This window comes from Desulfogranum marinum (assembly GCF_016918565.1).
GTDB lineage: Bacteria > Desulfobacterota > Desulfobulbia > Desulfobulbales > Desulfobulbaceae > Desulfogranum > Desulfogranum marinum.
In genome coordinates, this window is record NZ_JAFFQD010000044.1 from 23059 (window position 1) to 36949 (window position 13891).

The window sequence follows — 13891 nt, forward strand, 5'->3', positions numbered from 1 at the left end:
ACGCTAGAAGATGAATATTCGTCCAATAACAGATAACGATCGCTCCATTTGGGACGAATATGTCCATAGTCACCCTGATGCCAGTCCCTACCATCTTTATGGTTGGATGGTAGCAGTGGAAAAGGCATATAATTTTGGCAAAATTGGTCTTGTCGCCGAAAATGATGGTCGCGTAGTAGGCGTGCTGCCGCTCATAATTCTGAAAATTCCGTTCTGTAAGCCTGTCTTTGTTTCTTTACCATATTGTGATGTTGGTTCGACCCTGGCTGAAAATGAGATGGTGGAAGAGCTATTGCTTGCTGAAGCAATAGCTATGGCCCAAAAAGCTGGAGCCTCAGCGCTTGATTTGCGATCGAGTTTGCCGAATTTTAGCGAAAAACAGGCGCTTCCAGTTGAAAAAACTGAGAATAAAGTTCGCATGTTGCTAGAACTGCAAACTTCCTCGGATGAGTTGTGGAACGGTTTTAAATCTAAGCTTCGAAGCCAAATTAGAAAGGCTGAGAAAAATGGTCTTCGTTTCGAGATAGCAAACAAGAAAACAGATTTGTTTTATGACGTTTTTAGTCAAAACATGCGTGATCTCGGTTCACCTGTTCACTCAAGAAAAATGATTAAAGAGGTGGTCAGTCAATTTGGTGACTGTGCCGAATTGGGGTTGGTTTTTAAAGAAAACCTGCCAATAGGCGCTGGACTCATCTTACGTGTGGGAAATAAGGTTTCAATACCATGGGCATCAACTCTGCGCTCCCATAATCGGCTTGGTCCCAATATGCTCCTTTACTGGGGCTTTTTACAATATGCATCAGATAATGGATGTACACTTTTTGATTTTGGTCGGTCAACTCGGGGAGAAGGAACGTATCGCTTTAAAGCGCAATGGGGCGCCCAACCACAGCCGTTAATCTGGAATAGAATACTTTTCACTGGAACTGTGCCTACAGAAAAGGAACCGACGAGTAGAAATAAGGAAATTATAGCTGGAATGTGGCGGAAATTACCAATTCCTGTAGCCAACTGTTTTGGGCCTCTAGTACGTAAATATATTAGTTTATAACAACAATGTCTTCTCGCGTACTATTCATCTGTCATCGAATGCCATACCCACCTAACAAAGGTGATAAAATTCGGTCGTATAATTTTCTACGGTATTTGCATAGCATGGGGCATGAGGTGCATCTTGCCTGTTTGATTGACGACCCAGCCGATGAGAGCCATACCGGTGCATTGAGAGAAATGGTTTCAACGCTTATGTATGATGTCATTTCTCCACGAACCAAAAAAATAATCGCTGTGTTCAAAGGGTTGCTCTCCTCACAACCTGTCACCATACCCTATTTTTACTCAAAGGAGCTGCAATCCAGCATTGATAAATTTCTTAGTAACTATGAAGTCGACTCTATCCTTTGTTTTTCTTCCCCTTCAGCAGAATATGTGTATAGGTCTCAACATTATGAACAAAAGTTGAAAAATGTTCACAAAACGATGGACCTGATCGATGTGGATTCTCATAAGTGGCGACAGTATGCTCAATCGTGCTCTCGATTCCTGAGTTGGTTGTATAAACGTGAAGGAGAGTTGCTGCTCGAATACGAGAAGAAAATTATAGCATCTTTTTCAAACACCATTCTCATAAGCGATGCTGAAAAACAATTATTCAGACAATATGTTCCAGATGCTGCCATAGAGGTGGTAGGCAACGGTGTTGATCTGGAGTTTTTTTCTCCGCTACCCGATGTTATTGAAGAGCCTGCAACCATAGTTTTTACAGGAGCGATGGATTATTGGCCTAATGTTGAAGGCGTATGCTGGTTTGTTGATAATGTCTTGCCAGGATTACGCCAAAATAATGCAGGTCTTAAACTTAAGATTGTTGGCAGTAACCCCACACCTCAAATTGAAAAATTGGCAGCTTTAGAGGACGTAAAGGTAACTGGTTTTGTAGATGATATCAGGGAGCATATTGCCACGGCCGCTCTTTGTATCGTTCCTCTACAAACAGCTAGGGGGGTGCAGAACAAAGTACTTGAAGCTATGTCTATGGGGAAGGCCGTTATATGTTCTCCGCAATCTCTGGAGGGGATACGGGCTGTAGTGGGTCAAGATGTGATCGTTGCCAACTCTGCAGAAGAGTTTATAGAGGAGATCAGCGGGTACCTGGCAAACAAGGGAGCGAGGCAACAGCTTGGCCAAAATGCAAGAGCGTGCATGGAACAACAATATTCATGGCCTTTACACTTAAAAGCAATGGAGAGATTGATCCATGCCTAAGCGTTCTTTTTCTACAAAATGCACACTGTCTCTGAGTGAACACGGTGGTTTTGATCGGAAAGAATGGCCGGTTCGCCATGGCCTGCCAATGGCAAGAGGTATAGCAAGAGAATTAGATGATCTCTCATTGGTTGACACTGAAGGAAGACGTGTAAATGTGCAGTTTTCTTGCCTTGAGTACTGGCCTGATCGGTCTTTTAAATGGCTTATACTGGATTTTCCAGCAAATGTCGAAAGTCATGGCCGTGCTGAATATGAATTATGCACAGTAGCTGCAGACCGTTCTGATCTATCTCCCTTAATATCTATCCGTGATGATCTTTTTATAATTAATACAGGAGCAACTGAGTTTAAAGTCGGTCGTGGTTCAACTTTGTTGGAATCAGTATTTTCAAATGGGAGACAGATACTGGAGGATGGTGGCGGTAGTGTACGGCTGGTAACAGCAGGGGCAGAGTTAAATTTCCAGGTCACTGCTGCAGAAATTGAAGAAAATGGGCACATATACGCTGCAATTGTTAAAAAAGGGCACTTTGTCGATAATAAAGGCAAACTGTTTTGTAATTGCAACTTGAGGTTGATTTTTCGAGCTGGCAGCTCTGTACTGGAACTACAGGCAACCTTGCATAATCCAAAGCCGGCACACCACAGAGGTGGTTTATGGGATCTGGGAGATAAAGGATCAGTTTGTTTTGATAAATTTGCTGTTGAAATAAATCTTGATGATAAAGAGTGCCGGTATGAGCTAAAACCGGAACTGGCAGATAACCTTATTACAACAGATGCATCCTCGTTGATAATTCATCAGAATTCAAGTGGGGGAGAAAACTGGGATTCACCAAACCATGTTGATGCAGACAACCAGCCTACTGTTTCCTACAAAGGATATAGGGTTTATGGAACTTCGCCTGATGGAGTGGAGCAAAACTTGAAGAAAGGGGAAAGAGCAACCCCTTGGTTAAGAATCGCAGGGAGTACGCACAGCGTTACCGGTGCTATCGAATACTTTTGGCAGTCTTTTCCCAACACTCTCCGAGCAACTGGACCAACTCTGGAGCTTGGTCTGTTTCCAGAGGAGCAGGGTAAACCTTATGAGCTTCAGGGGGGCGAGCAGAAGCGGCACTGTGTGTTTCTTGATTTTCATAAAAATGAAATAGAAAGCAAGGTTGAACAGTACCTAACACCATTAAGCGTTCTAATTAACCAGGATTACTTGGAGAGTACTGCTGTCCTGCCTTATTATGTACCGAAAAATAGTGAATCATATCCAGTTTATGAAAACTATATCCAGGCAATCATTGAAGGGGATAACTCCTTTCCCGCAAAGCGGGAAAGAGTAGATGAGTACGGTTGGCGTAATTTTGGTGACCAGTATGCTGACCATGAAGCGGTTAATCATGACGGTGGATCACAATTTGTCTCTCATTATAACAACCAGTACGATTTTATTCTTGGAGCAGCCGTGCAGGCGTTACGGTCCGGAGACCAACGCTGGTATGAGCTCATGGAGCAACAAGCACTCCATGTGATGGATATTGATATTTATCGTACAAAAAGCGATAAGCACAGCTATAACGGTGGATTATTCTGGCATACTGATCATCATCAAAACTGTTCAACCTGTACCCACCGAACCTATACCAAATCAGCTTTTGATCATGGAGCAATCAAGGGCGCTTATGGTGGTGGCCCTTCCAATGAACACAATTATACTTCAGGGCTCCTCCATTATTACTACCTGAGTGGTGATAAGGATGTCGCAGCAACTGTAATGGGACTGGCCGACTGGGTTATTGCTCTTGATGATGGAAGGCAAGGTGTTTTTGCCTTTGTTGATGAAGGCCCCACCGGGCTTGCCAGCCAGACCGTTGATGTCAATTACCACCACCCTGGCCGTGGAGCAGGGAACAGTATTAATGCGCTGATTGACGGATACCGGATAAGTGGAAAACGACATTACCTGCAAAAGGCGGAAGAGCTGCTGGTCCGTTGCATTCATCCTGAAGATGATATAGACAAGCTTGATCTGACGGAGCCGGAATATAGATGGTCCTATCTGGTATTTCTTCAGATTTTAGGAAAATATCTCGATTATAAGCAGGAGATTGGAGAACTGGATTATTACTTCCACTATGCAAGAGAAAGTTTGTTGCATTATGCAGACTGGATGATGGAGCATGAAAAACCGTATAAAGCAGTGTTGGATAAGGTGCTGCTTCCAACGGAAACCTGGCCGGCACAAGATGTGCGTAAAAGTCATGTCCTGTTTCTTGCAGCCAAGTATGGGGTGTCAGAACAGAAACAGAAGTACAGAGAAAAGGCTAAGTTCTTTTATACAACCGGACTGGATGATCTTTTAAGCTTTCCTACGGCCTCTTTTACTCGACCTCAGGTAATAATGGCAGTGTATGGTTACCTGTACCAGTATTTTTCCACTCATCAGGATGTTGTTACTCTCTCCCCTCACAACTATAACTTTGGTTCACCAAGCCAATTTCAACCGCAGAGAGCGCGACTGAAAACAGCCCTGAAAAATAAATTGAGTATTGTAAAAGACTTTGCCGTATCCAAATTACCATTGAGGGCCGGTTGAGCATGGCGGTAATTGCCTACGTTGTCAACAGTCTGAATCTTGGAGGCACAGAACACCTTGTCGTGCAGATGAGCGAGGTCTACCGTAATGAACATGACATATTGATCATCTGCCTGGATGAGCCCGGTCTTTGGGCTGAAAGACTTAGGGAGCAGGGCATTGCAGTGCATTGTTGCCGGCGTCAACCTGGTTTGGATTTAAATGTCGCACGCAAAATTGCAAATATTTGTCAGTTTAATAAGGTGGATATAATCCATGCTCATCAATGCACAGCCTGGTTTTATAGTGCCCTATCGCGGTTGATTTATAGAAAAAACAAGTTGCTCTTTGAGGAGCATGGTCGCCATTACCCGGAAGTGTATAGCTGGAAAAAGAATTTTATCAATAAACTCGTCATCCAGCATTTAACGCATGTTACAGTAGCAGTTTCGGAAGACGTTCGTAAACGACTGGTTAAGTATGAAGGTCTTTCACAAAAGAATATACAGGTTGTCTACAATGGTGTTCACTCACCTGTTCTAATCAGTGCGGAGAAACGCAAAAAAATACGCAATATATTCGGTATTGCTGAAGATGATTTTTTGATCGGTAGTGTTGGCCGTCTTGATGCAATTAAAAATTATCCTATGTTATTGGCTGCTTTTGCCAGGTTTGTGGAAAAATATCCAAAGGCAAAACTGATGCTTGTCGGCGATGGCCCGGAGAAAAAAAAGCTTCATGAACTCGCCACAGAATTAGGCTGCGAAGCAGATGTCATTTTTACTGGCTACCGCAGTGATGCCACAGAGCTTTTACAATGTTTCGACCTTTTTGTTCTGTGCAGTTTTAGTGAAGGTACTTCCATGGCTTTGCTGGAAGCCATGGCCTCTTCCATTGCTTCGGTGGTAACTGATGTGGGAGGAAACCCGGAGCTCATTGTTGATAAAGTAAATGGATGGGTCATCACTTCAGATGACGATATTGCACTTGAAAACGTCATGCTTGAAGCCATTAACAATAAAAAGCAAACTGTTCACCTGGCTCAAATGGCTAAAAAACGTTACGAAGAGCAATTTACTTTTGAAGCTATGATAGCCAGATACCGATCTATGTACTCCACCTTAATAGGGCAGCAAAAGTGAAAGCCTTTGCGAAAAAGGTCATAAATTATTGTTGTGTAGTGTTAGTTGCTCCCTGTGGCTTTTTAAGCTTTCTTGAAAAAAAAATCCTGCCTGGTTCCGAAGTTATTTTTTCTTTTTTTGCTCAGAGTTTTGCTCTTGTCCCCGGAATAATAGGGGTTTTTCTTAGGCGGTCTTATTATTACCAAACCACCAGTTCCTGTTCTCTGAACTGCAATATCGGTTTTGGTACTATTCTCACCCACCGAGAGGTTATAATCAGCCCAGGAGTATCCATTGGCAACTACGGTGTTATTGGCTCTGTGCGAATTAACTCCGGTTGTGAAATAGGCAGCCGGGTGAGTATCACTAGCGGTAAAAAGCAACATACTCTGCAGGCTGATGGCACGTGGTCTTCCTTTGCCCATGACTCGGCCAAACAGCTTGAAATTGGTGAGAATGTCTGGATCGGTGAAGGTGCAATAATCCTTGCTGATGTGAGCCCCAAAACTCTGGTTGGTGCTGGTGCCGTTGTGGCCAAAACATTTGGCAAAGGCTGTGTAGTTGCTGGTAACCCTGCCGCTAAGGTTGGAGACTTATAATCAATAATAGGTTTTGATGAAGTAGTTTTATGTGCGGAATAGCTGGTTTTTACACAATAGCAGGGCATGATACGGCGAGTAGTAATTCTCGTATAAGGAAGATGACTGATAGCATCCAGCATCGTGGACCCGATGAAGAAGGCTATTATGTTGATGATAATATTGCCCTTGGCCACCGTCGCCTTAGTATTATTGACCTTGCCAGTGGTCAGCAGCCAATGGCGATCGCCGAAGGCCGGTTCCAGATTGTCTTTAATGGTGAAATATATAATTTTCAGGAGATCAGGCAAGAACTCAAAAAGAGAGGATGCAGTTTTTCAACCAATAGCGATACAGAAGTAATTCTGCATTCCTATCGCCAGTGGGGGGAAGAGTGTGTAAACCGATTTAACGGTATGTTTGCTTTTGCCATATGGGATAAAGCAGAAAAAACACTTTTTTTGGCAAGGGATAGGGTCGGTAAAAAACCTTTATATTATTTTTGGGATGGAAGTTTTTTTTCTTTTGCTTCAGAGCTGAAAGCTGTCAGCATAGAAAACGACAAAACAAGAGATATAGATTGCCAAGCTCTCGACTGTTATTTCTCCTTCGGCTATATCCCGTCTCCTAAAACCGTTTTTAAAAATGTTGCTAAACTTGAACCTGCTCATACTCTCACAGTAAATGCGTCCGGTTTAACAAAGAAGCAATACTGGCATTTGCGTCTGGCGCCGGATAACAGTCTCACTCTTGATACAGCAACAGAGCGATTCGAAGAGCTACTTGATGATGCAACCAGGATGCGCCTTGTTAGCGAAGTACCATTGGGAGCATTTTTATCAGGTGGGATCGATTCAACCCTAGTCGTTTCTTCTATGGCAAAAATGTCAAATAAGCCGGTGCTGACCAATACAATTGGCTTTACAGGGTTTGCAGATGAAACGAGGTTAGCAAAAGGTGTTGCTGATGCTTTCCAGGCAGACCATCGGGAGTTTTCTTTAACCCCTGATTGTGCTGAAATTCTACCGCAGATTGCCCATCATTTTGATGAGCCTTTTGCTGATTCGAGTGCAGTGCCGACTTGGTATGTTTGTCAGATGGCAAGGAAAAATGTAACAGTCGTCCTGTCGGGTGATGGGGGGGATGAAAGTTTTGGTGGCTATACCTTTCGCTACCTTCCCCACATGTTTGAATCTCGCATAAGGAAAGCCGTACCTGTGGCTCTAAGGTCCCTACTTTTTGGTCCTTTGGGTACTAACTGGCCTGCTTCAGCAAAGCTTTCAAAGCCATTGCGGCTTAAAACAATTTTTGAAAACCTCAGTATCAGTGATGTTGAAGCCTACTATAACGATCTTATCTGGTTGCGCAGTGATATGAGGCAAAAATTGTACTCAGAAGCGTTTCACAAGCACCTGAGAGGGTACACTCCTTTTGAGGCAGTAGCTCCGCTCTATTCTGGTGAGGTAGCAGCGCATTTAGAACAACAGGAGTTGATTACACCTCTGATGCGCGCCCAGTACGCTGATGTCAATTTTTATATGACAGAAGATGTCTTGGTGAAAGTGGACAGAATGAGCATGGCACATTCTCTAGAGGTTCGTTCGCCTCTCCTTGATTATCGTATTCTCGAGTTTGCGGCTATTCTGCCAGATCACCTGAAAATCGACAACCAAAAGGGCAAGGTCGTTTTAAGAAACCTTGCCGCAAAAAGATTGCCTAAAGAAATATTGAAGCAACCCAAATCGGGATTTGCCGCACCGATAGCCAAATGGCTCAGAACTGATTTAAAAGAAATGATGGAAAGCTCCCTGTCTAGAGGTGATGGGCTTGTCTCTGAATTATTTTCAAAGAATGTGCTTGATGACATGTGGCGAGAACATACTTTAGAAAAACGTGATCATTCAGTATTTCTTTGGGCTGTTTTGATGCTTGATATGTGGGAGAAACATGCACTCAAATAAACCGATTAAAGTTCTCCAGTTGGGCAGCCCTAGCGGTTTATATGGCGCTGAGAGATGGATTCTTGCCCTTATTAAATACCTTGACCCGCAGAAAGTCGTATCTGTGGTTGGTGTTATAAAAGATGATCCAAAACAAGATGCAAAACTGTGCCAGGAGGCAAAGGCACTGGGGTACGAAACCATAGAGTTTGAAGCACATGGAAAGGTGAATTTTTCAATTATCAAGCAACTAAAAAAATATCTCGTTGATGAACGTATAGATATTTTGCATACCCACTTTTATAAAACTGACATTGTCGGGTTGTTAGCTACGCGAGGGATATCGTGCAAAATAATTTCAACACCGCATGGTTGGAGTAAAAACGGAGATATCAAGCTTTGGTGTTACGAGATGCTTGATAGAATAGCCTTGCCTTTTATGGATGCTGTAGCCCCTTTGTCGGAAGACCTATATCAGCCGCTCAAGAAAATTCCTGGCCTTGATAAGAAGCTTCACCTCATTATTAACGGTGTCGATCTCTCAGAGGTAAGTGTATCAGAAGTAATTACTCCCGATGTGTTAGCTGCAAAGAATTCTGGAAAATTTATTCTGGGCTACATCGGACAGCTTATACCGCGAAAGGGTCTTGAGGTTTTGCTCAAGGCACTCACAAATGTTAAAAACATTGATTGGGAGTTATATCTAGTTGGGGAAGGAGAGCAGCGAGAAGAGCTCCAAAAATTATGTCAGAACATGGGGATTGCCGACTCAGTTCATTTTGTAGGTTTTCGCCAGGATAGATTGGAATTTTTGCGTGGCTTTGATGTCTTTGTCTTGCCCTCACGGCTGGAGGGTATTCCAAGATGTTTAATGGAGTCAATGGCTGCCAATGTTCCAATCATAGCTTCCAATATTCCTGGATGTAATGATTTGATTATACATGAAAGAACCGGCCTTTTGTTTAAACTGGATGATCATGCTGACCTTTCTAGTCAAATCGAAAAATTGGTAAAATCTGAAAAGTTAAGAAGTAGTCTGGATAAAGCAGCATTTTCCTTTGTTACTGAGAACTATTCTGCCGCACATATGGCTCAAAAGTACCAGAAATGTTTTATAAATTTAATCAACTGATTTAATTTATAAAAACCACTTTCACAAGAGAAGTCATGATCGATTTTTCAATCATTATCCCCGCAAAAAATGAAGAGACAAATATAGCGCATTGTCTTGACTCGATCAACGCCGTCAAGTTCGATCACAACCGTTTTGAAGTGTTGGTTGTCGATAACGGATCCATTGATCGGACAGTGGATGTCGCAAATGAAAAAAATGCCAAAGTTTTCGTTCAGCCGGACCTGACCATTTCCGGACTACGAAACTTCGGTGCGAATAAGTCAATCGGTAAAGTTCTCGTCTTTCTTGATGCTGATTGTACGGTTAGGCAAAACTGGTTGGATGCTGCCGAAGGGTATTTAGGTGATAGTAACCTTGCCTGTTTTGGCTCTCCACCGGTTGTACCTGATGATGCAACCTGGGTACAAAAAACCTGGTTCAGCATTCGTAAAAAAAAGAGTCCCGTCGAAGATGTCGAATGGCTTGAATCGATGAACATGTTCGTCCCGCGAGAAACCTTTTTGGCTGTTAATGGTTTCAATGAACGGCTGGTGACTTGTGAAGATTATGATTTATCCATTCGCCTGCAAAAACACGGGAGGATTATTGCTGATCAGCGTATCATTGCTGTGCACCATGGTGAAGCCAGAGATTTAGCAAATTTCTTTCGCAAGGAACGGTGGCGTGCTACAAGTAATCGGGAACGGCTTGTGGGTATAGAATTCAATCTGCGAGAAGTACCCAGTTTAGTGCTGCCAATACTATATTGTTTGCTGGCGCTTGTTTTTGTGGTGTATCTATTTTTGTTCGGCCTTTTTGACGGCAGCAGAATAAATTCGACTTGGGTTTTTCTCCTGCTCCTCTGGCAGGTGCCCCTGCTGGTTCTCTCGTTCTGGAAAATTCGTCAACAGTTTTGTTTATTTACCGGACTGCAGCTTTTTGTTCTCTTAAATGTTTATTTTTATGCGCGTGGTCTCGCTTGTATGAAAAAATGTTAACCAGCTATTTCTGTGTGGATAAATGAACTTTTGTCGAATTTCTCTTTGAACCCGAACAGGAGGTACAAGGCATGTTTTTAATCAGAGGTAAGGACAGGGGCGCTAAGGCCCTCCATTTTCTGGAAAAGACCTAAACTGAAAATTGATGGGACAGATCCTTTTATACATATTCCTAGCCGGAACATCAGTGGTAGCCATAGCCAGACCATGGATTGGTGTCGTGGTTGCCTATGTCTTTGTCATCCTTGGTCCCCAGCATATTTGGTGGTGGAATTTTCAAGGGGTACGGCCTTTTTTGTTGGTCGCCATCCCAACAGTGATAGGGATTGTGTTTGCCTGGGTACGAAAGGAAATTGATTTCTCCTTCCTGCAAACGAAAATCAACCTTCTTTTTTTTATTCTGTTCGGTTGTATTACTGTCTCCTATTTGTTCGGCCCTTATGTCCTTGGTGGTCCTGGTCCTCGGTTCCAAAATCCTGATCTTTTGTACGATCGTATCTGGAAAACCTATTTTTTTTACTTCATGTCAACTCTATGCATTAATGATAAAAGAAAATTCAAGTATCTTTCTTATGTAATGATTGTGTCGGTTATTTATTTGGTGTATTGGGCAAATGATCAATATCTATCAGGTTTTTGGTACGGCCGTATGGCAGGTCCAAAGGCATTTGGTCAGGGATTGTATGTTGATGAAAATGTGTTTGCCATGCTCTTTGTGACTGGGCTGCCTTTTTTATACTATGCAGGTTTTTTTTTAAAAAACAAGATCATCCGTTTGGGGCTCTGGCTTGTCATTCCCTTTGGTTGGCATGCTATCTTTTTAACCGGCTCTCGCGGAGGGCTTCTCGGCTTAGCTTTCACTGTACTGCTCATTGCCTGGCGGTCCCCCAAACGCTGGATCAGTGTGCTTATAATTCCTGCAATGTTGATCGCCTATCAATGGCAGGCTGGGGACGTGTTAAAGGAACGTGCTGCAACCATACAAGATTACCAGGCCGAATCCTCAGGGGGCACCCGGATTCAAGCCTGGGAGGCCTCTATTCAAATGATGAAAGCTCACCCTTTAACGGGAGTTGGCCTGGGCGGGATGGGGCCGGCTTTCCCGGTCTATTCAACCCATAAACCCCGTGTGGCGCACAACGCCTACTTGCAAACAGGCGCCGAAAGTGGATTGATTGCATTTGTTGTTTACATATCCCTTGTATGTTACGCGCTTGTGAGTTTATTGAAAAATGAAAAAAAAATGCAAAAAATTGCAAAAAACAGTTCAATTAATGATAATACCTTATATTTAAAGTGCTTAAATAATGGTTTGTTTGTTTCTCTTTGTGGTTTTTCTTTTTGTGCATTGTTTTTGTCTTTAAATAATTTTGAACCCTTTTTTTATATAGTTCTATTGATCAATTTTTTACATGTTTATTCCCGACACTCGATGCTGTCTGTTAATTCTGCCAAGGAAATAAGCCAATGACTCTTACTCGGCAAGCAGGCCGCGGAGCTTTTTGGCAAGTAGCGGGTGGAGGTTGGACCACGATTGTCCGGTTGGGTGCCAGCGTATTTCTTGCTCGCGCCTTGACACCTGCTGACTATGGTGTGTTCGGTATGGCCATACTGATGCGCGAATTGATTGAATGTTTAGGGAGTGTAGGCGGCTTAAGCTCGGGCCTGATAGCCCGTAAGGATGCTAGTGATGACGACATCTGTACCTGCTTCTGGTTAATGCTAGCCCTGCGGATAGTGTTTTTTCTTGTGGCTTTTTCCTGCGCGCCCATTGGGGGGTGGTTTTTTGGTGATCCGCGTATTACTGATGTTGCCCGGGTCATTTCCCTAACTATCTTGTTTTCAATTTTTGGCGGAATTTCCCAGACCTTATTGACAAAGGAGTTGCGTTTTAAAGAATTAAACATTGCTCGTGGGGTATTTGTGCTGCTCGAATCTTCCCTGGCTGTGACCCTTGCTCTAAATACAGATTGGGGGTATTGGGTGCTTGTCATTGCCGGGCTTTTCAATGCGTTTTTCACACAACTAACTATTTTTTTGCTGGCCCGTTGGTGGCCCAGGTGCAAGTTTAATCGTGAGAGTTTTCGCTACCTGTTTCGCTATGGAATTAACGGGTTAGGATCTGGCATGACTTCTTATCTCAGGCAAAACTTAGATTATTTGCTAGTTGGTCGCCTTTTGGGCACTGCATCATTAGGTATATACGAGTTTGCCTATCGAATTCCTCATTTAGTTTTAGAGCGGATCGCACTCCCGGTTGGAGCTGTTTTGTATCCAGCGTTGTCTCAATTTCAGGATGATAACAGTCAACTTGTTAGAGGTTATGTTAAGACGGTAAAATATGTTTGCCTGGTTACATTTCCTTTGCTTTTTGGCCTCGCAGCTGTAGCAGATAGTGCTGTGCCTGTTTTCTGGGGAGAACAATGGTTGGCGGTTATTACACCATTGCAAATTTTGTGCCTCTGCGCTGCACTGAAAATGATACCTCAACCTTTAGGGGCGATTTTTTATTCTAAGAATCGACCCGATTTGCAGTTTAAAACTTCTTTATTTGGACTGGTTTGGACTGCTATAGTGATCGGGATTTTCGGTAAATTGTTTGGCTTGATCGGTGTAGCGGCGGGAATGGTCCTTTCAGTAATTGTGGAATATATAGCTTTACTTATCGCTTTTAAATTAATGAACGGGAAATTCACGGTTTTGTTTGATGCATTATTGCCAATTTTTATATGTGCTGCTACTTGTGGTCTAGGGGCACTTGCTATTTCTATTTTATTTCAATCGGTTGGCATTTCCCGTAGTGTTGTTCTTTTTTTATCTGTGGTTACAGGGGGAGCTATTTATATTCTGTCCCTTTATTTATTTTATCCAAGTATTTTTCAAGAGGTTTGGCAAACAGGTAAAGAAATTTTAGGAACAAAATAATGTCAATTCCAGAATTTTATTCTTACTGGGTATGCAGTTGCCTCAACCGGCAACCATATTTTGTGTCAAGCGCCTACTCTTTCAGGGGGCGCCATCCCAAAAAGACAATTAAAGTTTCTGAATATAGGTCTTTTTAGCCTTTTTGACACTTAATCATTCATTGAACTTTTGTATACTCAAGAGCTATTCACGGCGCAAAGTTGGTGTTTTCGCTTCTTTCTAACTATAGACTATATATTTTGGCTATCTAGTGTCTGTCCGCGAGAAGCTATTTATTTGATTTAGTAAGAGAAAATCGCCTTTTAAGGGGTGCTCTTTTTACGATTTCTGGTAAAGTTTTTTTAGTAAGTCGCTAAAATTACTTGATTAACTATT

At 42.7% G+C, this 13891-nt stretch carries 10 protein-coding genes; all 10 read left to right on the forward strand.

Annotated elements, in window-relative coordinates; translation table 11 throughout:
• Positions 1-10: 10 nt before the first annotated feature.
• The 10 genes from JWH17_RS19310 (at position 11) to JWH17_RS19355 (ending at position 13516) form a co-directional block, all read left to right on the forward strand.
• Positions 11-1054 carry a FemAB family XrtA/PEP-CTERM system-associated protein gene (locus tag JWH17_RS19310; protein ID WP_205224307.1) on the forward strand — a complete coding sequence of 348 codons (1044 nt, stop codon included), beginning with the start codon at positions 11-13 and terminating at the stop codon, positions 1052-1054.
• A gap of 38 nt (positions 1055-1092) precedes the next feature.
• Positions 1093-2268, forward strand: coding sequence for a TIGR03087 family PEP-CTERM/XrtA system glycosyltransferase (locus JWH17_RS19315; RefSeq protein WP_205224308.1), 1176 nt, complete (start codon positions 1093-1095; stop codon positions 2266-2268).
• Positions 2261-4861, forward strand: a complete 2601-nt coding sequence (locus JWH17_RS19320) for an RIFT barrel domain-containing protein (RefSeq protein ID WP_205224309.1) — start codon at positions 2261-2263, stop codon at positions 4859-4861. Before JWH17_RS19315 ends, JWH17_RS19320 begins: the two co-directional genes overlap by 8 nt.
• A gap of 2 nt (positions 4862-4863) precedes the next feature.
• Positions 4864-5982 carry a glycosyltransferase gene (locus JWH17_RS19325; protein ID WP_232371205.1) on the forward strand — a complete coding sequence of 373 codons (1119 nt, stop codon included), beginning with the start codon at positions 4864-4866 and terminating at the stop codon, positions 5980-5982.
• Positions 5979-6560: an acyltransferase gene (locus JWH17_RS19330; RefSeq protein ID WP_205224311.1), complete on the forward strand. Its 582-nt coding sequence runs from the start codon at positions 5979-5981 to the stop codon at positions 6558-6560. The genes JWH17_RS19325 and JWH17_RS19330 overlap by 4 nt, the downstream gene beginning before the upstream one ends.
• Before the next feature lie 29 nt (positions 6561-6589).
• The gene (gene asnB / locus JWH17_RS19335) at positions 6590-8500 is read left to right on the forward strand and encodes an asparagine synthase (glutamine-hydrolyzing) (RefSeq protein WP_205224312.1); all 1911 of its coding nucleotides are present in this window, start codon (positions 6590-6592) and stop codon (positions 8498-8500) included.
• A complete protein-coding gene (locus JWH17_RS19340; RefSeq protein WP_205224313.1) occupies positions 8487-9611 on the forward strand; it encodes a glycosyltransferase in 1125 nt (374 codons plus the stop codon). The genes asnB and JWH17_RS19340 overlap by 14 nt, the downstream gene beginning before the upstream one ends.
• A gap of 35 nt (positions 9612-9646) precedes the next feature.
• Positions 9647-10591 carry a glycosyltransferase family 2 protein gene (locus JWH17_RS19345; RefSeq protein ID WP_205224314.1) on the forward strand — a complete coding sequence of 315 codons (945 nt, stop codon included), beginning with the start codon at positions 9647-9649 and terminating at the stop codon, positions 10589-10591.
• Between the two features lie 145 nt (positions 10592-10736).
• On the forward strand, positions 10737-12062 hold the full coding sequence (locus tag JWH17_RS19350; RefSeq protein WP_205224315.1) for an O-antigen ligase family protein: 1326 nt from the start codon (positions 10737-10739) through the stop codon (positions 12060-12062).
• The gene (locus tag JWH17_RS19355; RefSeq protein ID WP_205224316.1) at positions 12059-13516 is read left to right on the forward strand and encodes a lipopolysaccharide biosynthesis protein; all 1458 of its coding nucleotides are present in this window, start codon (positions 12059-12061) and stop codon (positions 13514-13516) included. Before JWH17_RS19350 ends, JWH17_RS19355 begins: the two co-directional genes overlap by 4 nt.
• The last annotated feature ends 375 nt before the right edge of the window (positions 13517-13891 follow it).

Coding starts and splice junctions, on each gene's coding strand:
- JWH17_RS19350 (WP_205224315.1), top strand. CDS start 10,737: ATGGGACAGATCCTTTTATACATATTCCTAGCCGGAACATCAGTGGTA.
- JWH17_RS19325 (WP_232371205.1), top strand. CDS start 4,864: ATGGCGGTAATTGCCTACGTTGTCAACAGTCTGAATCTTGGAGGCACA.
- JWH17_RS19310 (WP_205224307.1), top strand. CDS start 11: ATGAATATTCGTCCAATAACAGATAACGATCGCTCCATTTGGGACGAA.
- JWH17_RS19355 (WP_205224316.1), top strand. CDS start 12,059: ATGACTCTTACTCGGCAAGCAGGCCGCGGAGCTTTTTGGCAAGTAGCG.
- asnB (WP_205224312.1), top strand. CDS start 6,590: ATGTGCGGAATAGCTGGTTTTTACACAATAGCAGGGCATGATACGGCG.
- JWH17_RS19315 (WP_205224308.1), top strand. CDS start 1,093: ATGCCATACCCACCTAACAAAGGTGATAAAATTCGGTCGTATAATTTT.
- JWH17_RS19345 (WP_205224314.1), top strand. CDS start 9,647: ATGATCGATTTTTCAATCATTATCCCCGCAAAAAATGAAGAGACAAAT.
- JWH17_RS19320 (WP_205224309.1), top strand. CDS start 2,261: ATGCCTAAGCGTTCTTTTTCTACAAAATGCACACTGTCTCTGAGTGAA.
- JWH17_RS19340 (WP_205224313.1), top strand. CDS start 8,487: ATGCACTCAAATAAACCGATTAAAGTTCTCCAGTTGGGCAGCCCTAGC.